The sequence below is a fragment of the Mesorhizobium sp. J8 genome, from assembly GCF_016591715.1.
Lineage (GTDB): Bacteria > Pseudomonadota > Alphaproteobacteria > Rhizobiales > Rhizobiaceae > Mesorhizobium.
The window spans coordinates 2,208,218-2,230,203 of sequence record NZ_AP024109.1; the positions used below are offsets into that span (position 1 = coordinate 2,208,218).

Sequence of the window (21,986 nt, forward strand, 5' to 3'; positions counted from 1 at the left end):
TCCACCTCTCAGGCGGCTTCCATTGCCGCCATCGTCATCGACTCCACCCGGCCATGGCGAAGTGTCAAAGTCTTCGTGCAGACACGTTCGATCAGGCTCTGATCGTGACTTGCCAGCACGATAATGCCGGCCTTCTCCGCCAGTTCGTCCATGCGTCGCTTGGCCTTTTCCTGGAAGGAAGCGTCGCCAGCGCTGATCCACTCGTCCATCAGAAGGATCTCGGGCTCAAGCGCGGTTGATGCAGCGAAAGCCAGTCTTGCAGCCATGCCTTGGCTGTATGCTTTGAAGGGCAGGTCGATGAAATCGCCGAGCTCGCTGAAGGCGATGATCTCTTCCATCTTCTCTTCGATTTCGGCTTCGGTCCAACCGCTGATCAATCCTCTCAATACGATGTTCCGGCGGCCTGTGGCTTCGGGGCGAAATCCTATGTTGATATTGAAGAGGGCATCGACTTTGCCATTGATGACGATGCGTCCCCCAGAGGGTTCATAGATTCCGTAAAGCACCTTCAGCAGGGTCGTCTTGCCGGCTCCATTCGGACCGACCAGACCCAACCTATCACCCGCCTTCAACTCAAAACTGATCCCGTCCAGTGCTTGGACGAACTGCTTTCTTCCGGAACTGGCGATTCTGCCACCCGTATCGCTCATGCGTCGGTCTGGCGCAGAAAGGGTTAGCTTTTCGTGCAGCTTATAAACCAGGCTGACGTTATCCAGCTTAATGGAAACCATTGGACACTCAGATCATGAAGACGACCTGCCGGCGATATCTGCCAAGCAGCATCAATGCAATAACCCATGCGGCCAGCGTGAAGGCACCGGTTAGAGCGAAATCGTGTCCCGGAAACTCGTCGCTGAGGATGGGATGGCGTACAACCTCCAAGAAGCTCGTGAATGGATTCCAGTTATATGCATAGGTTTGTATCGGGTCTTGCCCGTTGTTGACCCAGAAGACCGGCGTGAAGAACATGCCAACCCTCATCAGGTTGCCGACTATGAATTCGCTGTCAGGGAAAAATGCGCCGGTAAACGCGAAGATTGCAATGATAGCTGGAGTAGCCAGCAGAATCAGAAGCAGCCCCCCAAGCGACCACAGCCATGCCGTCGTGAGGGCCGGTCCACTGATCAGCAGAATGACTATGCATCCGGCAATGGCATAGCCCGCCCGAATCGCTGACTGCACCGTCAACCGCATCACATAGACGAACAAGGGCAGCGTCGTGCCTTCGATGAAACTCTGCTCACGTTTGAACAGCGACACGCTCACGGTTATGACCTCCATGAGATAGAACCATACCATGAGGCCAATCGCGACGTAGGCGGAATAGCCCGCCGCATCCTTGCCGGCGGGCTGGAATACGAAGACGAAGGTGCCTACGAAGGCGAGATAGTTGACCAGAAGCCAGAGTGGTCCGAGCGTGGTTCGCCGGTGCTGGTCACCAATATCTTCGTGAGCGAGGGCAATCCATACCCTTCGCAGCTTCATCGCCCCGAAGATGTCGTCGAGGGCGCCGTTCAGTACCGAAATCATCGATGTGGTGCCACAATAGCTGTTCTGGTGATTTGTCCCTCGCCCCACACGACCGCCGTGCACTCTCTTTCATAGCCATTGCGACAAGCTTATGGCAGCGCGCTGCGGCTTAGTGAAGCCGGATCGTCAAACCGTGACATTTATTAGCTTTCCCTGTTGAGTGCCCGACAGTTTTCGGAACGACTGACAGTCCGGTCTGAGTTATTGCGCTTGTAATCAAATCATTCGCACAATCGGTATCCCCCAAAAACCGCTGGCTCTCTCGCCCGCTCCGGGCTAATGCGGTAGCCGGGTGACGGAGCTTGGGGGTTTTGCAATCTAGAGTGGCGGCGGACGAGGTTTTTCGCCATTCTGGTAGCATCCCACGCCTGGAGTTCAGTACTACCCAATGACCGCCTATGTAGAAGCCGTATCGGAACTTCGACCGAGGATGCGGCGCGCCATCATCATGGTCCAGGATCTCGTCATGGTCCTGGTCGCGGTGGCTCTTAGCCTCATCCTGTCGCAGTCGCGGCTGTCGTTCGACGCGTTCTCCTCCGGCGGGCTGGCCTGCTGGGCGCTCATCGTGCTCATCGCCCATTTGCTGTTTCGCTTCAGCGGCCTCTACAACACCGTCTGGCGCTTTGCCTCCACGCCCGACTTCTTCAACATCCTCAAGGGCTGCGGCAGCCTTACGGTGGTCCTCTATCTGGCCTCGCTTGGCTTCCGCTTCTTCTTTCAGCCTGTCATGGGCCTCAACGAGCGCCAGTTCATCGTCTTCTTCCTGGTCTCCTTCACCATCATCTCGGCGCCCAGGCTCTATTATCGCTTCCTGCGCGACGGCGCGAGCTGGCGCATCCTGCGCCGCGCCGCCGGCGACGTCTCGACCAAGCAGGCGCTGTTCATCGGCCGGTTGAGCGAGGCGGACGTGATCGTGCGCTTCACCCGAACGGCCCAGCCCGCCGAATACGCCATCGCCGGCATCATGGCCACCGAGAGCGACGCGCCGCTCGGCACGCAGATCCAGGGCGTCCCGGTCGTGGCGCTCAGGCCGCGCCTGGTCGAGGTGCTGGAAGACTATGTCAAGGGCACGCAAAGCCTCGACCTCCTGATCTTCGGCCAGGGGGTCGAGCGCGACATCGAGGACTATGCCGAGCTGGTGCGCGTCGCCCGCCACAGCGGCATCGGCGTCGTCCAGTTTTCCGGCCTGTCGGAACTGGGGCAGGGCGGCAAGCTGGTTCTCGATGCCGTCGAGATGGAAACCATCATGCGCCGCTCGGCGGTCGCCACCGACACCGCGCGCATCGGCGCCTTCGTCGGCGGCAAGCGCGTGATGGTCACGGGCGGCGCCGGCTCGATCGGCCGCGTGCTCGTCAAGCGCGCGCTGGAACTGGGCGCCGAGGCGGTGCTGGTGGCCGACAATTCCGAGTTTGGCATCTTCCAGCTCGATCAGCAGACCAATGACGGCGACCGCGAGCGGCTGACCAGCCGTATCGTCGACGTCACCGACCGGCCTCACATGACGCGCCTCGTCACCGAGTTCAAACCCGCGATCATCTTTCATGCCGCGGCGCTGAAGCACGTGCCGCTGCTCGAGGAGAATTGGGAAGCGGCGATCGAGACGAATGTCTTCGGCACGCTTGCCTGCGCCGAGATCGCCGCCGAATGCGGGGTGCCGCAGTTCCTGCTGATTTCCAGCGACAAGGCCGTCGACCCGACCTCGGTGCTGGGCGTCACCAAGCGGGCGGCCGAACAGATCGTCTCCTCGCTGCATGAGGCCCAGGCGGCATCGCCGCCGCGCGCCGGGGCGGTGAACGGCCATGCCGGGGGCACCAGTTTGCGTCATTCGGGCACGAAGTTCATCGCCGTGCGCTTCGGCAATGTCTTCGGTTCCAACGGCTCGGTGGCGACCATCTTCCAGGCGCAGATCGAGGCCGGCGGTCCAGTCACCATCACCGACCGGCGTATGACCCGCTATTTCATGACCGTGGCCGAGGCCGTCGATCTCGTCATCATGTCGGCCGCCGATGCCGAGCAGCGCCGGGGCGCGGACGACTACGCCATTTACATGCTCGACATGGGCAAGCCCGTGCCGATCCTCGAAGTCGCCGAAACCATGATCCGCATGGCCGGCAAAAGCCCCTACACCGATATTCCGATCCGCTTCACCGGCATCAGGCCCGGCGAGAAGCTGCACGAGACGCTGCACGCCGAGAGCGAGGAGGTGGTCAAGCTCGACATCGCCAAGATCTTCGGCCTCAGGACCGGCGTCGTCGAATGGCCCAGGATCGAGGCGGTCTTGCCGGCGCTGGTGGCCGCCATGCACGATCGCGACAAGGCCGCGGCCCTTGCCATCCTGGCCGGGCTCTACAGGGCGGAAGAAGACGAAGCCATTGGCGGCCTGCGCGAAGAGGCGACGCCGAAAGCGGCCGGACAGGTCGGCTAGGCATGTCTCCCGAAAGTGGAAACCGGTTCCGGGATAAAGGCATTGACAAAATCAAAGACATAAAGCGGCTATGCGCTTTAGACCTGTGCCGTGCGTCCGCAATTGGCTATCGAAACCCGTTCAAGCACCTTGCGGTCAAATGATTCCACAGCCGTGACCAGAAAAGATCAGCGTGTGGCCGTTCTCATGGGCACGAAGGATGGCGCGGCCTATATCGGCGAGCAATTGGAATCCTTGGCTTTGCAGTCGTGGCCGCGCGTCGATCTCTGGGTCTCCGACGACGGCTCGTCGGACGCCACGACCGCGATCGTCGAGACGTGGCGGCCCCGCTGGAACAAGGGGTCCCTCACGCTTTTGCAAGGCCCGCGAAGGGGCTTCGCCGCCAATTTCCGATCGATGATCGTCGATCCGCGCATCGAGGCCGACTACTATGCCTTTTGCGACCAGGACGATATCTGGGAGCCGGATCGGCTGGAGAGCGGCATCCGCTGGATGGAGGGGGAGGACATGGAAACGCCGCTCCTGTTCTGCTCGCGCACGGCAACCATCTCGCAGACCGGCGTTCCGGTCGGCCACTCGCCGCTCTTTCGTCGCCCGCCGTCCTTCCGAAATGCATTGGTCCAAAGCATAGCCGGCGGCAACACCATGCTCTTCAACCGCGCGGCGCGCGACCTTCTGGCGAAAGCATCGGCCAGATCCGAGTTCGTCAGCCATGACTGGTGGGCCTATCTCATCGTCACCGCCGCCGGCGGCAAGGTCCGCTACGAGCCGCGACCGCTGGTCAGATACCGCCAGCACGCGGCAAATCTCGTCGGCGCCAATGTCTCGTGGAAAGCGAGGCTTTCAAGGCTGGGACGCCTGTTCAAGGGCCAGTTCGCCACCTGGACGGACAGCAATTTGCGCGGCCTCGCCGTCAACCGCGACCTCATCGCGCGCGACGCAGCACTTTGCCTTCGCCTGTTCATCAGGGCGCGCAAGGGCAATGTCTTCAGGCGCTTCGGCCTGCTTAGCAAAAGCGGTGTCTACCGGCAGACATTCATGGGCACGCTCGGGCTCTACGTCGCTTTCCTCTGGCGCCGGATCTGAGCCATGACGGCAAAGCGAGCTCTCGACCTTGCGGTCGCTGTTCCGATGTTGGCGCTGACGTCGCCCGTCCTGCTTGTCGCAATGCTGGCAATCCGGGCAACATCGGCCGGCCCGGCCATCTTCTCGCAGATCCGTGTCGGACGGGGTGGAAACCTCTTTGCGTGCCTCAAATTGCGCACGATGTATCGCGCAACGCCGTCCTTGCCCACGCACGAGGCGCCGGCCGATTCGGTCACCGCGGTCGGCAAGGTGCTGCGCGCGAGCAAGATCGACGAACTGCCGCAGCTCTGGAACGTCCTCAGGGGCGAGATGAGCCTTGTGGGACCGCGCCCGTGCCTGCCGACGCAAGCGGAACTGATCGAACGGCGCAAGGAACTGGGCGTGCTTGCAGCACTTCCAGGCATCACGGGGCTGGCGCAGATCAAGGGGATCGACATGTCCGATCCGAGACTCTGCGCCGAGACCGACGCGGCCTATGTCGAAGCCGCCTCGACCGGCCTGGACCTCAAGATATTGCTGGGCACATTCTTCCGCATAGGTTGACCGTTCACGGATGCGGCGGGCCGCTTCCCTGTCGTGCCAGTTCCTCAAGCCGGCCGAGCGTATCCGTTTCCCGCTCCCAGCCTTCCGCGGCCAGCAAGGACGAATCGCAGACCTGCGTCGCCACCAGAGCCTGCCAGGCGGCCTGTCTGCCGGCGAGCGTGGCCAGTATCCGGAACGGCCAGGCTGGCATGGGCAGAAGCCGGGCGGGCCGGCCGTACCCCCGCCGGAACGCGGTGATGATTTCGGCCATCGCAACCGGCGAAGCGTCGCCGAGCACATAGATCGGGCGCGGCGGTGCGGGACGGGTCAAAAGATGCGCTACGGCGCCCGCCACGGCATCATGCGAGACGAGCGAACGAACCGCCGTCAGAGCGGCTGTCGGCAATGGCAAGCTTGTGGCCGCGAACCGCATCAGGCCGCGCAGATTTCCCTTCATGCCTTCGCCATAGACCGGCGGCAGCCGCAGCGCAGTCGCGCCGTCGCGCCCCGCCGTTGCGAAAGCCTCCAGCATTTTGATCTCGCCTTCGCGCTTGGAGCGCCCGTAGGCGCATTGCGGGGCAGGGGTCGTGGCTTCGTCGATCGTGCCGCTGAAGCCGGCGCCCACCACGGCGCGGATCGAGGAGAGATGAATGAAGCGCCCGTCGGTGTGCGCTGCGGCTGCCTGGGCGAGCCGTCCGGTCAGCGTCGCATTGACCGTCTGGAAGTCGGCCGCGCCGGCACCGCGGTCATTGTTGAGAGCCGCGCAATGGACGACATGCGTCACGTCGCGCATCAGCGCCAGAAAGGCTTCCTGCGGCGCACCAGCGCCGGGCAGCGCGACGGCATCGTCCGCGCCTGCCAGCCGTTGCGGCAGGCGCGAAGCGATCCGTATGTCGAATCCGGCTCCGCGCAACCGGCCGACGACCCGGCGCCCGATAAAGCCTGTCGCGCCGGTGACCAGGACCTTCATGGTTGCCGGCTGGAGCCCGGCGCCACCGCAGGCGCGTCTTTGCCGGTCGGCGCCACCGTCCGCCCGGACGCAAGGTAGGTTCCCGAAATCAGGAACACCATCAGCGTCGCGTCGAGGATATCGTGGCCGACTAGGATGCCGGTCATTCCGCCGGTGAGATAGATAATGACCGCGACGAGGATCATCGTCGCGCCGAATCGCTCCACCGGATTGACGCTGCGGCGCAGCGTCCTTGCCGCGTTCCATGCGGCAACGATGAAAATCGATGCCAGGGCCAGTGCCCCCAGCAGGCCGGCCTCCACCATCGCGGTCAGGAAGCCGTTGTGAAAATGGCTGAAGCCCGCGCTCAGACCGAACTGCTCGTGAAAACCCTGCTTCATCAGCGCCCGGCTGGCCGAGATGCCATGGCCGAAAACCGGCATCTCGCGAACCGCGGCAAAGCCGATTTCCCACATCGCCACGCGCAGGCCGAGCGCCGTCGAATGGTCGCCATTGGCGTTCAGCGCATCCCAGTCGCTGACCAGGAAGTCGGTTCGATCCATGATGACGCGGGAGCCGATGGCGGCGATCACCAGGGCGACCACGACGCCGATCACCGCGAACCGCGCCATACTGGCGTTGGTGAACCGGCGCCGATTGACGAGAAGCACGACGATGCCGGCAATCGGCACGGCGACCCAGATCATGCGCGACGCCGAGTAGACGACCGCCAAGGCTCCGGCCATCGCCGCCAGGACCAGCAGCTTCCAATGTTTCTCGATGCCCGACAGCGCGCCGGCAAGGCATAACATGACGGCAAGGCAGGTCGTGGTTGCAAAGACGATCGCGTTTCCGGCGCCGCCCTCGGCCCTCATGCCGAGCCAGTGATACTGGAATACGGCGATCGCCAGCGCGCCAAAGCAGGCTGCGGCGCTTGCCAGGATGGCGATGCGTGCCAGCGCGACCTTCTCGGTAATGCTCCAGGTCGAATAGGAGATCGGGAAAAGCAGGAAGGTGATCAGCGGCAGGAAAAACCGCAGATCGGCGGCCAGCGTGCCGTTGACGATCGAAGCGAGAACCATGGCCGCGCAATAGGCGTAGATCGCCGCGGTCAAGGCGAGCATCGGCCCGTCGATGTTGAAGCGCCGCCGCTTTATGGCGAGCAGCAGCACGGACCACACGCCGCCGGCATTGAAGGCGATGCTGACCAGCGATCCGAGCACCGGCGGCGAAAAAAAGCAGACGATCGAGAAATAGAAATTGATCTGGGCGGGCGTGAGGTGGCGCCGGAGCTTTGTAAACGGGTTCAAATGCTTGCTTCGCAATTTCCAGGTTGCGTCCGGATCTCCATCGAGCCAGCCAAAGGCCGCTTCGCCGATCTCCGTTTGCCGCGCCTTGCCCGTTCCCCGAGCCCGTATAGCGGCTGGCGCCGTCCTGCGATAGTGCGGTCGACGCTGTCCGGCAGAAAAACCGTCGATCTGGCGAAGATCGGGAGCTTGGAATTTTCCGAAGGCCACGGCCTTTCCCCGCTTCCGCATTTCGACGACTCTGGCAGGATTTTTCCGCTTTGCCGGCAATGCTTGGAAAATTCGTTCTATAATGGCCTCGTGCCGCGCGGGTCTTGCATTGTTATCGGCGGCGCCGATCTGTTAGAACGCCCGCACGAAACAGTTTGTCCGAAGTGAAATTTGCGCCCGGGCGGCATGGAATTGCGCCTGCAATGCAAGGTTTCCGCTCGACGGCACGAGAGAACGCTCGACGCTCCATGAATATCGCGCTCACGCATCTGCAGCGGCTCGAGGCCGAATCCATCCATATCTTTCGCGAGGTCGCTGCGTCTTTCTCCAAGCCGGTGATGCTCTATTCGGTCGGCAAGGATTCTTCCGTGCTGATGCATCTGGCGATGAAGGCTTTTTATCCTGCCAAGCCGCCTTTTCCCTTCCTGCATGTCGACACCACCTGGAAGTTCCGCGAGATGATCGCCTTTCGCGATCAGATGGCGCAGAAGCTCGGCTTCGACCTTTTGGTCCATGTCAACGAGGATGGCGTGCGCGAGGGCATCAATCCCTTCGACCACGGCTCCAACACCCACACCCATGTGATGAAGACCGTGGCGCTACGCCAGGCGCTCGACAAATACGGCTTCGACGCAGCTTTCGGCGGCGCCCGTCGCGACGAGGAGAAGTCACGCGCCAAGGAGCGCATCTTTTCCTTCCGCAACGCCCAGCATGCCTGGGACCCGAAGAACCAGCGGCCGGAAATGTGGAAGATCTTCAACACCCGCATCGCGCCGGGCGAGTCGATCCGGGTCTTTCCGCTGTCCAATTGGACCGAGCTCGACATCTGGCAGTACATCCTGCAGGAGAACATCCCGATCGTCCCGCTCTACTTCGCCAAGGAGCGGCCGGTGGTGGAGCGCGACGGCATGCTGATCCTGAAGGATGACGACCGCATGCAGTTGCGGCCTGGCGAGACCATCGAGAACCGCCTCGTGCGCTTCCGCACGTTGGGCTGCTACCCGCTGACCGGCGCCATCGAATCGGAAGCCGATACGCTGGAGGCGATCGTCGGCGAGATGCTGACCGCCCGCACCTCCGAGCGCCAGGGCCGCCTCATCGACCGCGACGAGGCCGGCTCGATGGAAAAGAAGAAGCGCGAGGGTTATTTCTGATAATGCGCCACATCATGGCCAAGAGCCTCGCCCCGACCGATCAGATCCGCGACTACATGGCCGCGCAGGAAAAGAAGTCGCTGCTGCGTTTCCTGACCTGCGGCTCGGTCGACGACGGCAAGTCGACGCTGATCGGCCGGCTGCTCTCCGACACCAAACAGATATTCGAGGACCAGCTTGCCGCGCTCGAAAAGGATTCGCGCAAGCACGGCACCACCGGCGACGACATCGACTTCGCGCTCTTGGTCGACGGGCTGGAAGCTGAGCGCGAGCAGGGCATCACCATCGACGTTGCCTATCGTTTCTTCGCCACGCCCAAGCGCAAGTTCATCGTCGCCGACACGCCCGGCCATGAGCAGTACACGCGCAACATGGCGACGGGCGCCTCGACCGCCGATCTGGCCATCGTGTTGATCGACGCGCGTCAGGGCGTGCTGCGTCAGACCAGGCGCCATTCGATCATCGCTTCGCTGCTCGGCATCCGCCACATCGTGCTTGCGGTCAACAAGATCGACCTCGTCGGCTTCGACAAGGAAGTGTTCGACCGGATCGTCGCGGACTATGACGAGTTCGCGCGGGAACTGGGCTTCGTGAGCGTCGTGCCGATCCCGATGTCGGCGCGTTTCGGCGATAATGTCACCAGCGGCTCGGAGCGCACGCCGTGGTATTCCGGACCGTCGCTGATCGAGCATCTGGAAACCGTGTCGGTCGACGAAGCGGCCGTCGAGTTGCCGTTCCGCTTCCCTGTCCAATACGTGAACCGGCCGAATCTCGATTTCCGCGGCTTCGCCGGCACCATCGCCTCGGGCATCGTTTCGCAAGGCGACGAGGTCGTCGTCGCGAAGTCCGGCAAGGCGTCGCGGGTCAAGCGCATCGTCGCGCAGGGCGGCGACCTTGAGCAGGCGGTGGCCGGCCAGGCGATCACGCTCGTCCTCGAGGACGAGGTGGAGGTGTCGCGCGGCAACATGCTGGTGTCGCCGGCAGCCAGACCGCAGGTCGCCGACCAGTTCGCCGCCAACATCGTCTGGTTCGACGAGCAGGCGCTGCTGCCCGGCCGTTCCTATATCCTGCGAACCGAAACCGATCAGGTGAGCGCCACCGTCACCGAGCTCAAATACCGGGTCAACGTCAATGATTTCGCCCATGAGGCGGCGAAGTCGCTCGACCTCAACGAGGTCGGCGTCTGCAACCTCTCGACCCGCGCGCCGATCGCTTTCGATCCTTTCGCCGAGAACCGTACGACCGGCGCCTTCATCCTGATCGACCGCATCACCAACGCCACCGTCGGCGCCGGCATGATCCTGCATTCGCTGCGCCGCGCCGAAAACATCCATTGGCAGTCGCTCGATGTCGGCAAGCGCGGCCGCTCCGACCTGAAGAATCAGCGCCCGGCGGTGTTCTGGTTCACTGGGCTGTCCGGCTCCGGCAAGTCGACCATCGCCAACCTTTTCGAGAAGAAGCTGTTCGCCTCCGGGCGCCACACTTATATCCTCGACGGCGACAATGTCCGTCACGGCCTGAACCGCGATCTTGGCTTCACGGACGCCGACCGCGTGGAAAACATCCGCCGGGTCGCCGAGGTGGCGAAGCTTATGGCCGATGCCGGGCTGATCGTCATCGTCTCCTTCATCTCGCCATTCAGCGCCGAACGGCGCATGGCGCGCGAGCTGATGGCCGAGGGCGAGTTCGTCGAGGTGTTCGTCGATACGCCGTTCGAGGAATGCGCTCGCCGCGATCCGAAGGGTCTTTATGCGCGCGCCCTGAGCGGCGAGATCAAGAATTTCACCGGCGTCGATTCGCCCTATGAGGCACCGGAGAACCCGGAAATCCATCTGAAGACTCTCGGCAGGAGCCCGCAGGAGATGGCGGAAGCGCTGGAACACTGGCTGACCGAGCGCGACATTGCCGAGGAGCAGTATGACAATGGCGGCGGCATCTGACGACGAGGCGATGCTGGGCGTCTTCGAGCGTCTGGCATTGGAGGCGGGGCGCGAGGTGATGCGCGTCTTCCACGAAGGCGGCGCCGTCGACAGCAAGGCGGACTCTTCGCCCGTCACGGAAGCCGACCGCGAAAGCGAGAAGATCATCCTGGCCGGCTTGCGCGCCGCCTATCCGGACATCCCATGCGTGGCCGAGGAAGAGGTGGCGGCGGGCATCGCCACGCCCGACCTTGACGGCGCCTTCTTTCTGGTCGATCCGCTCGACGGCACCAAGGAATTCGTCAACCGCCGCACCGATTTCACCGTCAACATCGCGCTGGTCCGCCACGGCGTGCCGGAAGTCGGCGTCGTGTTCGCGCCGTGCACCGGGCGCTTCTTCAGTGGGCGGCCGGGCAAGGCTGAGGCGCTGGAGGTCGATGCCGATTATCGCATCACCGAACGCCGGCCGATCAACGCGCGCGAAGGCGGCACACCGCTCGCGGTCGTGGCCAGCCGCTCGCACAACACGCCGCAAACCGAGGAGTTCATCCGCGATCTCGGCGCTGCCGAGATCGTCTCGATCGGCTCATCGCTGAAATTCTGCCTGCTCGCCGCGGCGGAGGCGGACGTCTATCCGCGCTTCGGCCGCACCATGGAATGGGACACGGCGGCAGGCGACGCGGTGCTGCGCGCCGCCGGCGGCATGACCCGCACGCTGGACGGCGAACCGCTTACCTACGGCAAGCGCAACCAGGTAAGTGACAGCGATTTCGCCAACCCGCATTTCATCGCCACGGGGAAGAGCGCGCCTTAGGGTTTGGTGATTGGCCGCTAACCATGCTTCGTCATCCTAGGCGGAGCTAGGAGCGAAGCGACGCGCGCAGACCCTAGTTTAGGTCCATGCCGTTACGCTAACGCATTGCAACGGTTACAGAATTCTACTCCGCAGCGCTTTCGGATGCAGGTCACGGCATGAATCCTCGGGTCAAGTCCGAGGATCACGAAGATATTATTTAAGCCGCCGCGACATGCGCCGAGTTCGATCCGATGTAATTGCGGATGGTCTCGATGATGCGGTCCTGGTCGGCTTCGCTAAGATAGGCGTGCATCGGCAGGCAGAGGATCTGCTTCGGCAGTTCTTCCGAGACGGCAAGTCCGGTCGGCGTGCGTGGAAAATGCTTGTAGGCGACCTGCTCGTGCAGCGGCTTCACGTAATAGATCACCGATGGAATGCCCTTTTCGCCGAGATGGGCCTTGAGCCCGTCGCGCTTCGGGGTCTCGATCGCGTACTGCGCCCAGGCTGAGCGGCCGTGACCCAGATTGCGCGACGCCTTGACGACGTCGCCGAGGCCCTTGGCATAGCGGTCGGCGACCACCTGGCGCGCCACCATCTCGTCTTCGAGGATCGCGAGCTTCTCGATCAGGATCGCCGCCTGCAGCGTGTCGAGGCGCGAATTGATGCCGACGCGGACATTGTCGTATTGCGTTTCGCCCTTGCCGTGGAAGGCGAAGGAACGGAGCTTGTCGGCCAGCGCGCCGTCATTGGTGAACATGGCGCCGCCGTCGCCATAGCAGCCAAGCGGCTTGGCGGGGTAGAAACTGGTCGAGCCGACATGGCCGAAAGCACCGCACATGGTGCCGTCGGCGGAACCGCCCATCGACTGCGCGGCATCCTCGATCACCAGGAGGTTCTCGCGCTTGGCGATCGTCATGATCGCGTCGTAGTCGGCGGCAAGGCCGAACAGGTCCACCGGGATGATCGCCTTCGGCTTCAGCCTTCCTTCCTTCTTGATCATCGCGATCGCCGCCTCGAGGCTGGCGATGTCGATGTTGTAGGTATCGCGGTCGACGTCGACGAAGACCGGCTCGGCCTTGGCCAGCGCCACCACTTCGGCCGTCGCGGCGAAGGTGAAGCTCGGCACGAACACAGCGTCGCCCGGGCCGATGCCGGCGGCGAACAGCGGCAGGAGCAGCGCATCGGTACCGTTGGCGCAGGCGACCACATGCTTGACGCCGATATAGGCGGCGAGCTTGTTCTCGAATTCGGTGACCTGGGGGCCGAGGATATAGCGGCCATCCTCGACCACCTTGTCGATCGCGGCCTTCAGCCGGTCGCGGATGCGTTCGCGCTGCGCGCCAAGATCGATGAACTGCATGTCGGCCTCAAAATGCCAATAATCCGGCCCGCTGGTATCAGACTTGGCCGGCACGAGAAAGCCGGCCAGTGGCAAGGCCAATTGCGCAAGTGTCGCAGCCTGTTACCGCCTTTTGCCGGCGCACTGCCCGAAGAAGCCGGAAAATCGGGCTAAGACGAGCGTTTTCAACGCCTTTTATCGCGCCGTTCCCTTTTTTGGAAACATAAAGTGATCGCTTGGAAGAGCCCTTTCGGCCAATCCGGACAACGTTCAGGCGATTTCGTGCCGCCATGGCGGGTTGGCGCCGGCCCGCGACACCGTCACCGCCGCCGCCTTGGCGCCGAGCTCCAGCGCCTTGCGGATAGCGTCCTCGGAGAGGCTGCCGATCGCTGCCTTGGTCAGCAAGCCCTGTTCATGCAGCGAGGCAAGGATGCCGGCGTTGAAGGTGTCGCCGGCACCGACCGTATCGACCACCTTCACCTTCTGCGGCATAACCGTGACCTTGTGCGCCTTGCTGTAGCCGACGGCGCCTTCGCCGCCATGGGTGACGACGATCAGTTTCGGTCCGCGATCCAGCCAGTTGCGCACCACGTCCTCATGCGAGCCCGCCTCGTCGAACCATTTCAGGTCCTCGTCCGAGAGTTTCACGATCTCGGCCATTGCCATCATCTCGCGAATGCGCCTGAGATGCTTGGCCTTGTCCGGGATGAAATTCGGCCGGATGTTGGGATCGAGCATCATCACGCGGCTTTCGTGCTCGCGCCGCATGAACTCCTCATAGGCCGATCCGGCAGGCTCGGAGATCAGGCTGATCGCGCCGAACAGCATCGCCTCGATCTCGGCGCCGAGCTTCGGCAGGTCCTCGATGGTCAGCATGCGCCCGGCGGTGTTCTCGTCATAGAATGTGTAGGTCGCCTGGCCGTCGGTGAGCCGCACGAAGGCGAGAGTCGTGGGCTTTGGCGACGTGTGCGCATAGGTGGAGCTAACCTTGCTCGCGCCGAGCGCCTCGCGGAGCTGGCCGCCGAACAGATCGGAGGAGAGGCCGGAGAAGAAGCCGGCCGGAGCGCCGAGCCGGCCGAGCGCGATCGCCGTGTTGAACACCGCCCCGCCGACATAAGGCGCGAAGGCCGCTTCGCCTTCCGTGGTCGTGCGCGGCAGCATGTCGATCAGGGCTTCGCCACAGCAGAGGATCATGTCGTCTCGGTCTCCGGCGGATGGATAACGCCCTTGCGGATGATGATGTTGGCAAAGAGCCTGGGTTCGCTGGTCGCCACGATCGCGTGCGCGGCCTTGACGCGTGCATAGAAGTCAGGCCCGGCCAGCGCAACCACCTTGTGCCCAGGCGCGCGCCTGGCGCAAACCGCTTCCATCTCGCGATGCACGGGGTCGGCCAGCGCCGGATCGCCCTTCACCGAAGCACGGAACAGCGCCTCCGGTACCGCCTCGTCTACCGGCAGCACGCTGAGCACGGCGTCGAGGACGGGAATCAACTGGTGGCCGTCCGCGCGGATCAGCCGCCGCGCCTGTTCCTCGGCCGGATAGTTGCCGTCGACGATCGCGATCTCGTCGCCATGACCCATGGCCCTGAGCGTCGCCAGGAACTGGGGCCCGAGCAGCGAGGGGATGCCGATCAGCATGTCAGGCGCCCCCGGACGTGTTCGGTCCGATGAGGAAGCGCTCGGAGAGCGGCAAGCTGGCGCCACCCATGGCGCGTGCGTGTATGCCGACCGTCCCCTCGCGAACGACAGGCAGCTTCAGCCCTTCGGCGTCGATGGTGGCAATCGCTTCCGTCACGGCATCGACAAGACGGCGCCGCACATCCAGCGGCATCCAGCCGTCGATCACCGCCGCCTCGAAATCGATGACGGACGAGGCCGCGACGATGGCATAGGCGAGCGCGCGCGAGGCGCTGGCGATCCACTCGTCGAGTTCGGCGCCGATCTCTCCCCATTCCTGCGGCGAGGTCCAAAGGTACGAGCCGTCGATGCCCTTGGCGGAAAGCGCCCGTTCCAGCATCGCGATCGACGCGACGTCGATGAGTTGCGTCGGCTTGCCGTCCGGCCCTGGCACCGGCATCGAGCCCAGCGCCCCGGCATTGCCGTTGGGCCCGCTATAGAGGCGGCCATTGAGCACGATGCCGCCGCCGGCAAAGGCGCCGATGTAGAAATAGACGAAATCGCGCGCTCCGCCTGCCCGCCCGAAGACGAGTTCCGCGCCGCAGGCCGACGTTGCGTCGTTCTGCAGGTAGACCGGAAACTCGCACTGCGCCTGGATGTCGGCTCGGATGTCGCGATGGCGCCATTCGTCCATGATTTCGCGCGGCGCGCCGGCCGTATCGGCCCAGTTCCACAGCTCGAACGGCATGGCGATGCCGAGCCCGGCAATGCGCTTGTCCTGCGCCGGCGTCAGCTCGCTTCGCATCGCCTTGATGCCGGCAGTGACGAATTCGACGGTCTCGCGCGGCGCCGGGTAGCGGTAGGAATGCTGCAGCATGCCGCGCACATTGCCGAGGAAGTCGATCAGCACGAGCTCGGCCGAGCGGCGGCCGATCTTGAGGCCGATGAAGAAGGCGCCTTCCGGGTTGAGCGCCATCGGGATCGAAGGCTGGCCGATCTTGCCGCGCAGCGGCGCCTGGCGCACGAGCAGCTTGTCTTCCTCGAGCTCGCGCATGATCACCGACACCGTCTGGGCCGACAGGCCGGTCACGCGCGCGATGTCGGATTTGGCCAGGCTGCCATGCTGGCGCACCAGGGACAGCACGAGCCGCTCATTGTGGTCGCGCATGCCGCTCTGGTTCGTGCCCCGATGCAGCCGGCTTTCAAAAGCCTCGGGCGAACCGTGCCTCGCAATGCCGGTCTCCACCCTGTTCCTCCCGTCTGTTTCCCCGCGATGCTTTTCGTTCAGAATGAGTGAACAGCGCAAGAGTGTCAATAATAAATAAGAGTGATTTAATTATTGACAGCCGTTCTCTCCTGGTGTTTTTTGAGGTGTGTCCACGCTGGGAGAAAAAGGTGGATGCGCTCGAGACGCCGGGTGGCCGGCGTCCGCAACAGTTCCATTGGGAGGAAATCGTGACCAAGAAATCACTGCTGAAGTCTACCGTGTTTGCGGCCGCGGGCTTGGGGCTGATGGCGTACGCTTCGTCGGCATCGGCCGCCGGCGTCGGCGCCTGCCTGATCACCAAGACCGACACCAATCCCTTCTTCGTCAAGATGAAGGAGGGCGCGACGGCCAAGGCCAAGGAGCTTGGCGTCGATCTCAAGACCTATGCCGGCAAGATCGACGGCGACAGCGAAAGCCAGGTCGCGGCGATCGAAAGCTGCATCGCCGACGGCGCCAAGGGTATCCTGATCACCGCGTCCGACACCAAGGGCATCGTGCCGACGGTGAAGAAGGCGCGTGACGCCGGCCTGCTGGTGATCGCGCTCGATACGCCCCTCGATCCCATCGATGCCGCCGACGCCACCTTCGCCACCGACAATCTCGAAGCCGGCAAGCTGATCGGCGCCTGGGCCGCCGCCACGCTCGGCGACAAGGCCAAGGACGCCAAGATCGGCTTCCTCGATCTCACCCCCTCGCAGCCGACGGTCGACGTGCTCCGAGACCAGGGTTTCATGATGGGCTACGGCATCGACGTGAAGGATCCCAACAAGATCGGCGACGAGGTCGATCCGCGCATCGTTGGCCACGATGTGACCAACGGCAACGAGGAGGGCGGCCGCAAGGCGATGGAGAACCTTCTTCAGAAGGACAACACCATCAACGTCATCCACACCATCAACGAGCCCGCCGCCGTCGGCGCCTATCAGGCGCTCAAGGCCGTCGGCCTCGAAAAGCAGGTGCTGATCGTCTCGGTCGACGGCGGCTGCCCGGGCGTGAAGTCGGTCGCTGAAGGCGTGATCGGCGCCACCTCGCAGCAATATCCGCTGCAGATGGCGGCGCTCGGCATCGAGGCCATCGCCAAATACGCCAAGGACGGCACCAAGCCGAAGCCGACCGAAGGCAAGAACTTCTTCGACACCGGCGTCAATCTGGTGACCGACAAGCCGGCCAACGGCGTGAAGTCCATCGACACCAAGGAAGGCCTCGCCAAGTGCTGGGGCTGATGCCCGCCTGAGCGCACAAACCTTGCGGCCGGGGGCTTGATCCCCGGCCGCATCGGGTGGACGATGCATTTTCGTGAGCGCTGATAAGCTCGGCGACAGACCGGAGTGCGCAAACGCGGCACGGAGCCATGACAAGTTCCGTGAGACGGGAGGAGATATGTCTCAAATCCAGGAATTCGAGAAGGTTCTCTCGGGCAGCGACACCAGCGTCGCCGCCTTCGAGGAGCATGGCAAATCGTTTGTCAAGCGGGCCCAGCATTTCCTGCACTCCACGCCGGCGGCGGTGCCGCTGATCGTGCTGGTGCTGTCGATCATCATCTTCGGCATCGCCATCGGCGGACGCTTCTTTTCGTCCTACACGCTGACGCTGATCCTGCAGCAGATCGCCATCGTCGGTATCCTGGGCGCCGCCCAGACGTTGGTCATCCTGACCGCCGGCATCGACCTTTCGATCGGCGTGATCATGGTGATCTCGGCCGTGATCATGGGCAATTGCGCCATCACCTACGGCATGCCGACCATCCTGGCCGTGCTGCTCGGGCTTGCCGCCGGCGCGGCCTGCGGTCTGCTCAACGGCCTGCTCGTCGCCTACATGAAGCTGCCGCCTTTCATCGTCACGCTCGGCACCTGGAACATCGTCATGGCGACGAATTTCATCTATTCGGCCAATGAGACGATCCGCGACGCCGATGTCGACGCCCAGGCGCCGTTGCTGCATCTGTTCGCGCTGAGCTTCAGGGTCGGTTCGGCGGTGCTGACGGCCGGCGTCATCGCCATGGTCCTGCTGGTGATGCTGCTCTGGTATGTGCTCAACCACACCGCCTGGGGGCGCCATGTCTATGCCGTCGGAGACGATCCCGAGGCGGCCAAGCTTTCCGGCATCCAGACCAAGTCGGTGCTGATGGCGGTCTACACGCTTGCCGGCCTGATCGCCGCCTTCGCGGCCTGGGTCTCGATCGGCCGCAACGGCTCGATCTCGCCGTCCGCCGCCGTCACCGACTACAATCTGCAGGCGATCACCGCGACGGTGATCGGGGGCATCTCGCTCTTTGGCGGCCGCGGCTCGATCCTCGGCACGCTGTTTGGCGCCATGATCGTCGGCGTCGTCTCGATGGGTCTCAACATGCTGGGCGCCGATCCGCAATGGAAAGTCCTGCTCACCGGTGTGCTGATCATCGGCGCCGTGGCGGTCGACCAGTGGATCAGAAAGGTTTCGGTGTAATCATGAGCCAAGTGCCCGTTCTTACCGCGCGCGGTCTCACCAAGCGCTACGGCCGCGTGACGGCGCTCAACAACTGTGACTTCGATCTCTATCCGGGCGAGATCCTGGCGGTGATCGGCGACAACGGCGCCGGCAAGTCGACGCTGATCAAGGCGATCTCCGGCGCGGTGATCCCCGACGAGGGGACGATCGAGCTCGACGGCAAGCAGGTGCTGTTCCGCTCGCCCATCGAGGCGCGCGAGGCCGGCATCGAGACGGTCTATCAGAACCTCGCTTTGTCGCCGGCGCTGTCGATCGCCGACAACATGTTTCTTGGCCGCGAGATCCGCAAGCCGGGCCCGCTCGGCAGCTGGTTCCGGATGCTCGACCGTCCGGCGATGGAGAAGCGCGCCCGCGACAAGCTCACCGAACTCGGCCTGATGACCATCCAGAACATCAGCCAGGCGGTGGAGACGCTGTCCGGCGGCCAGCGCCAGGGCGTGGCGGTGGCGCGCGCGGCCGCCTTCGGCTCGAAGGTGGTGATCATGGACGAGCCGACGGCGGCGCTCGGGGTCAAGGAGAGCCGCCGCGTGCTGGAGCTGATCCTCGACGTCAAGAAACGCGGCCTGCCGATCGTGCTCATCTCGCACAACATGCCGCATGTCTTTGAGGTGGCCGATCGTATCCACATCCATCGGCTTGGGCGCCGGCTCTGCGTCGTCGACCCCAAGCAGGTTTCGATGTCGGACGCCGTCGCGCTCATGACCGGCGCCAAGAAGCCGCCGGAGGATGCGCTGGCGGCCTGATCTCCAGGATGGATCAATTGCAGCAGGCGGGCCGGCGACCCGACGCTAAATCGATTGAACCCATGCTGCAATGCGATAGGATGGACTGGGAGAAACGGCGAAAGCCGGTATGATCAGGCCAACTGAACGAGAGGCGAAATGACATCCGCCATGACGATCGAAGTCCCTGTCCTCGACAATCCCGATCCCAAGACCCTCGCCGAAGAGGTCTTGATGTCGCTCAAATACCGGGTCGGCAAGGACACCACCGTCGCCACACCCTATGACTGGCTGACGGCCTCGATCAAGGTGGTGCGCGACCGCATCGTCGACCATTGGATCCAGGCGACCAAGGAAGCCTACGACCAGCAGGAAAAGCGCGTCTATTACCTTTCGCTCGAATTCCTCATCGGCCGCCTGATGCGGGACGCCTTCTCCAATCTCGGCCTGATGGAGAACATGCGCGAGGCCCTGTCCTCGCTCGGCGTCGACCTCGATCTCATCGCCGGCCTCGAACCGGATGCGGCACTTGGCAATGGCGGCCTCGGTCGCCTCGCCGCCTGCTTCATGGAAAGCATGGCGACCGTCGACATCCCCGCGCACGGCTATGGCATCCGCTACGCCAACGGCATGTTCCGCCAGGAAATCCAGGGCGGCTGGCAGGTCGAGCTGCCCGAGACCTGGCTCGACCACGGCAATCCCTGGGAGTTCGAGCGGCGCGAGCGCTCCTTCGAGGTCGGCTTCGGCGGTTCGGTGGAGTCCATTACCTCCAAGGACGGCCGGCTCGAACGCCATGTCTGGAAACCCACCGAGCATGTGCTGGCCGTCGCCTACGACACGCCGGTGGCCGGCTGGCGCGCCAGGCGCGTCAATACGCTGCGGCTTTGGTCGGGCATGCCGATCGACCCGATCCTGCTCGACAAGTTCAATGCCGGCGACCACATCGGCGCGCTGGCTGAGAGCAACAAGGCCGACGCGCTGTCGCGCGTGCTCTATCCCGCCGATTCCCACATGGCCGGGCAGGAACTGAGGCTCAGGCAGGAATATTTCTTCTCCACGGCCTCGCTGCAGGACATCGTCCAGCGGCATTTGAGCCAGTATGGCGACCTGAAGTCGCTGCCCGACAAGGCCGCGATCCATCTCAACGACACCCACCCCGCGGTCGCCGTGCCGGAGCTGATGCGCCTCCTGATGGACGTCCATGGCATGGATTTCGACCTTGCCTGGGACATCACCAAGCGCACCTTCGGCTACACCAACCACACGCTATTGCCCGAGGCACTGGAAAGCTGGCCGGTGCCGCTCTTCGAACGGCTGTTGCCGCGCCACATGCAGATCGTCTACGCCATCAACGCGCAGGTGCTGCTCGAGGCCCGCGCCACCAACCAGTTCTCCGGCGATCAGATCGCCCGCATATCGCTGATCCAGGAAAATGGCGACCGGCGCGTGCGCATGGGCAATCTGGCCTTCGTCGGCTCGCATTCGATCAATGGCGTCTCGGCGCTCCACACCGAGCTGATGAAGGAGACGGTGTTCGCCGACCTCCACAAGCTCTATCCCGACCGCATCAACAACAAGACCAACGGCATCACGCCGCGGCGCTGGCTGATCCAGTGCAATCCCGGCCTGACCGCGCTTGCGCGCGAGGCGATCGGTGACCGCTTCATGGACGATATCGAGAAGATCAAGGATCTCGATCCGCTCGCCGACGACGCGGCCTTCCGCGAAAAGTTCGCCGGCGTGAAGCGTCAGAATAAGGCGCGGCTCGCGAACCTCGTCGCCGATCGGCTAGGCATCAGGCTCGACCCGTCGGCGCTGTTCGACATCCAGGTCAAGCGCATCCACGAATACAAGCGCCAGTTGCTCAACATCCTGGAGGCGATCGCGCTCTACGATCAGATCCGCTCGCATCCCGAGCGGGATTGGATGCCGCGCGTGAAATTCTTCGGCGGCAAGGCGGCGCCGAGCTATCACAATGCCAAGCTGATCATCAAACTGGCCAACGACGTCGCGAAAGTCATCAACGGCGATCCCTCGGTGCGCGGCCTGCTGAAGGTCGTGTTCGTGCCGAATTACAATGTCAGCCTGGCCGAGGTGATGATGCCGGCCGCCGACCTCTCCGAGCAGATCTCGACCGCCGGCATGGAGGCATCGGGCACCGGCAACATGAAATTCGCGCTGAACGGCGCGCTCACCATCGGCACGCTCGATGGCGCGAATGTCGAGATCAAGGAACATGTCGGCGACGACAACATCTTCATCTTCGGCCTCACCACGGCCGAAGTCGCCGAGCGGCGCAACAACGGCTACAATCCGCGCGGTGTGATCGAGGCCTCGCCCGAGCTGTCGCAGGCGGTGTCGGCCATTTCCTCCGGGGTCTTCTCGCCCGACGATCCCGGCCGCTATCGCGACCTGATGAACGGCCTCTACCAGAGCGACTGGTTCATGGTGGCGGGCGACTTCGATTCCTACGCCAGCTGCCAGCGCGAGGTCGACGCCGTCTGGCGCAACAGCCCCGACTGGTACGCGCGCGCCATCCGCAACGTCGCCCGCGTCGGCTGGTTCTCGTCCGATCGCACGATCCGCCAATATGCGAAAGACATCTGGAACGTGCCCGTCTGATATGATTGCATGAGGCCACGAGCAATGTGGTCTCG

General features: G+C 63.5%; 19 protein-coding genes. 11 read left to right on the plus strand and 8 right to left on the minus strand.

Annotated elements, in window-relative coordinates; translation table 11 throughout:
- Positions 1-8: 8 nt before the first annotated feature.
- Positions 9-731, minus strand: coding sequence for an ABC transporter ATP-binding protein (locus tag MJ8_RS10150; protein WP_201414247.1), 723 nt, complete (start codon positions 729-731; stop codon positions 9-11).
- Positions 732-738: 7 nt separating this feature from the next.
- Complete coding sequence (locus MJ8_RS10155; protein ID WP_201414248.1) at positions 739-1,530, minus strand: ABC transporter permease; 792 nt, start codon at positions 1,528-1,530, stop codon at positions 739-741.
- Between the two features lie 388 nt (positions 1,531-1,918).
- Here MJ8_RS10155 and MJ8_RS10160 point away from each other — a divergent pair, with 388 nt between their 5' ends.
- The 3 genes from MJ8_RS10160 to MJ8_RS10170 all read left to right on the plus strand — a co-directional run bounded on the left by MJ8_RS10160 (position 1,919) and on the right by MJ8_RS10170 (position 5,584).
- Positions 1,919-3,955, plus strand: coding sequence for a UDP-N-acetylglucosamine 4,6-dehydratase (locus MJ8_RS10160; RefSeq protein ID WP_201414249.1), 2,037 nt, complete (start codon positions 1,919-1,921; stop codon positions 3,953-3,955).
- Between the two features lie 174 nt (positions 3,956-4,129).
- Positions 4,130-5,041: a glycosyltransferase family 2 protein gene (locus tag MJ8_RS10165; RefSeq protein WP_263649653.1), complete on the plus strand. Its 912-nt coding sequence runs from the start codon at positions 4,130-4,132 to the stop codon at positions 5,039-5,041.
- A gap of 3 nt (positions 5,042-5,044) precedes the next feature.
- Positions 5,045-5,584 (plus strand): sugar transferase, encoded by a 540-nt coding sequence (locus MJ8_RS10170; protein WP_201414251.1) that lies wholly within the window; start codon positions 5,045-5,047, stop codon positions 5,582-5,584.
- Between the two features lie 4 nt (positions 5,585-5,588).
- Here the strand turns inward: MJ8_RS10170 and MJ8_RS10175 are convergent, their stop codons facing one another.
- Together MJ8_RS10175 and MJ8_RS10180 are read right to left on the minus strand one after the other, a co-directional pair.
- The gene (locus MJ8_RS10175) at positions 5,589-6,533 is read right to left on the minus strand and encodes an NAD-dependent epimerase/dehydratase family protein (RefSeq protein ID WP_201414252.1); all 945 of its coding nucleotides are present in this window, start codon (positions 6,531-6,533) and stop codon (positions 5,589-5,591) included.
- A complete protein-coding gene (locus MJ8_RS10180; protein ID WP_225248215.1) occupies positions 6,530-7,822 on the minus strand; it encodes an O-antigen ligase family protein in 1,293 nt (430 codons plus the stop codon). Before MJ8_RS10180 ends, MJ8_RS10175 begins: the two co-directional genes overlap by 4 nt.
- Here MJ8_RS10180 and MJ8_RS32275 point away from each other — a divergent pair, their 5' ends adjacent.
- From MJ8_RS32275 to cysQ, 4 genes are all read left to right on the plus strand, one after another.
- Positions 7,823-8,197: a hypothetical protein gene (locus MJ8_RS32275; RefSeq protein WP_225248216.1), complete on the plus strand. Its 375-nt coding sequence runs from the start codon at positions 7,823-7,825 to the stop codon at positions 8,195-8,197.
- Positions 8,198-8,277: 80 nt separating this feature from the next.
- Positions 8,278-9,183 (plus strand): sulfate adenylyltransferase subunit CysD, encoded by a 906-nt coding sequence (cysD, locus tag MJ8_RS10185; RefSeq protein WP_263649654.1) that lies wholly within the window; start codon positions 8,278-8,280, stop codon positions 9,181-9,183.
- A gap of 2 nt (positions 9,184-9,185) precedes the next feature.
- Entirely contained in the window at positions 9,186-11,123 is a 1,938-nt protein-coding gene (cysN, locus tag MJ8_RS10190) for a sulfate adenylyltransferase subunit CysN (RefSeq protein ID WP_201414255.1), read from the plus strand.
- A gap of 10 nt (positions 11,124-11,133) precedes the next feature.
- Entirely contained in the window at positions 11,134-11,916 is a 783-nt protein-coding gene (cysQ, locus tag MJ8_RS10195; protein WP_201415383.1) for a 3'(2'),5'-bisphosphate nucleotidase CysQ, read from the plus strand.
- Between the two features lie 199 nt (positions 11,917-12,115).
- Here the strand turns inward: cysQ and MJ8_RS10200 are convergent, their stop codons facing one another.
- From MJ8_RS10200 to MJ8_RS10215, 4 genes are all read right to left on the minus strand, one after another.
- Positions 12,116-13,258, minus strand: a complete 1,143-nt coding sequence (locus tag MJ8_RS10200; protein ID WP_201414256.1) for a DegT/DnrJ/EryC1/StrS family aminotransferase — start codon at positions 13,256-13,258, stop codon at positions 12,116-12,118.
- 249 nt (positions 13,259-13,507) lie between these two features.
- Entirely contained in the window at positions 13,508-14,431 is a 924-nt protein-coding gene (locus MJ8_RS10205) for a carbohydrate kinase family protein (RefSeq protein ID WP_201414257.1), read from the minus strand.
- A complete protein-coding gene (locus MJ8_RS10210; protein ID WP_201414258.1) occupies positions 14,428-14,874 on the minus strand; it encodes an RbsD/FucU family protein in 447 nt (148 codons plus the stop codon). Before MJ8_RS10210 ends, MJ8_RS10205 begins: the two co-directional genes overlap by 4 nt.
- Before the next feature lies 1 nt (position 14,875).
- The gene (locus MJ8_RS10215) at positions 14,876-16,099 is read right to left on the minus strand and encodes an ROK family transcriptional regulator (protein ID WP_201414259.1); all 1,224 of its coding nucleotides are present in this window, start codon (positions 16,097-16,099) and stop codon (positions 14,876-14,878) included.
- A gap of 266 nt (positions 16,100-16,365) precedes the next feature.
- Between MJ8_RS10215 and MJ8_RS10220 the strand changes: the two genes are divergently transcribed.
- The 4 genes from MJ8_RS10220 (at position 16,366) to MJ8_RS10235 (ending at position 21,951) form a co-directional block, all read left to right on the plus strand.
- Positions 16,366-17,343 (plus strand): sugar ABC transporter substrate-binding protein, encoded by a 978-nt coding sequence (locus tag MJ8_RS10220; RefSeq protein ID WP_201415384.1) that lies wholly within the window; start codon positions 16,366-16,368, stop codon positions 17,341-17,343.
- Between the two features lie 157 nt (positions 17,344-17,500).
- On the plus strand, positions 17,501-18,565 hold the full coding sequence (locus tag MJ8_RS10225; protein WP_201414260.1) for an ABC transporter permease: 1,065 nt from the start codon (positions 17,501-17,503) through the stop codon (positions 18,563-18,565).
- A gap of 2 nt (positions 18,566-18,567) precedes the next feature.
- The gene (locus MJ8_RS10230; protein ID WP_201414261.1) at positions 18,568-19,350 is read left to right on the plus strand and encodes an ATP-binding cassette domain-containing protein; all 783 of its coding nucleotides are present in this window, start codon (positions 18,568-18,570) and stop codon (positions 19,348-19,350) included.
- Positions 19,351-19,488: 138 nt separating this feature from the next.
- Positions 19,489-21,951 carry a glycogen/starch/alpha-glucan phosphorylase gene (locus MJ8_RS10235; RefSeq protein ID WP_201414262.1) on the plus strand — a complete coding sequence of 821 codons (2,463 nt, stop codon included), beginning with the start codon at positions 19,489-19,491 and terminating at the stop codon, positions 21,949-21,951.
- The last annotated feature ends 35 nt before the right edge of the window (positions 21,952-21,986 follow it).

Bases quoted from the DNA above. Each gene is read 5' to 3' on its own strand.
- MJ8_RS10150 (WP_201414247.1), bottom strand. From the start codon at position 731: ATGGTTTCCATTAAGCTGGATAACGTCAGCCTGGTTTATAAGCTGCAC.
- MJ8_RS10155 (WP_201414248.1), bottom strand. From the start codon at position 1,530: ATGATTTCGGTACTGAACGGCGCCCTCGACGACATCTTCGGGGCGATG.
- MJ8_RS10160 (WP_201414249.1), top strand. From the start codon at position 1,919: ATGACCGCCTATGTAGAAGCCGTATCGGAACTTCGACCGAGGATGCGG.
- MJ8_RS10170 (WP_201414251.1), top strand. From the start codon at position 5,045: ATGACGGCAAAGCGAGCTCTCGACCTTGCGGTCGCTGTTCCGATGTTG.
- MJ8_RS10175 (WP_201414252.1), bottom strand. From the start codon at position 6,533: ATGAAGGTCCTGGTCACCGGCGCGACAGGCTTTATCGGGCGCCGGGTC.
- MJ8_RS32275 (WP_225248216.1), top strand. From the start codon at position 7,823: ATGCTTGCTTCGCAATTTCCAGGTTGCGTCCGGATCTCCATCGAGCCA.
- cysD (WP_263649654.1), top strand. From the start codon at position 8,278: ATGAATATCGCGCTCACGCATCTGCAGCGGCTCGAGGCCGAATCCATC.
- cysN (WP_201414255.1), top strand. From the start codon at position 9,186: ATGCGCCACATCATGGCCAAGAGCCTCGCCCCGACCGATCAGATCCGC.
- cysQ (WP_201415383.1), top strand. From the start codon at position 11,134: ATGCTGGGCGTCTTCGAGCGTCTGGCATTGGAGGCGGGGCGCGAGGTG.
- MJ8_RS10200 (WP_201414256.1), bottom strand. From the start codon at position 13,258: ATGCAGTTCATCGATCTTGGCGCGCAGCGCGAACGCATCCGCGACCGG.
- MJ8_RS10205 (WP_201414257.1), bottom strand. From the start codon at position 14,431: ATGATCCTCTGCTGTGGCGAAGCCCTGATCGACATGCTGCCGCGCACG.
- MJ8_RS10210 (WP_201414258.1), bottom strand. From the start codon at position 14,874: ATGCTGATCGGCATCCCCTCGCTGCTCGGGCCCCAGTTCCTGGCGACG.
- MJ8_RS10220 (WP_201415384.1), top strand. From the start codon at position 16,366: ATGGCGTACGCTTCGTCGGCATCGGCCGCCGGCGTCGGCGCCTGCCTG.
- MJ8_RS10225 (WP_201414260.1), top strand. From the start codon at position 17,501: ATGTCTCAAATCCAGGAATTCGAGAAGGTTCTCTCGGGCAGCGACACC.
- MJ8_RS10230 (WP_201414261.1), top strand. From the start codon at position 18,568: ATGAGCCAAGTGCCCGTTCTTACCGCGCGCGGTCTCACCAAGCGCTAC.
- MJ8_RS10235 (WP_201414262.1), top strand. From the start codon at position 19,489: ATGACATCCGCCATGACGATCGAAGTCCCTGTCCTCGACAATCCCGAT.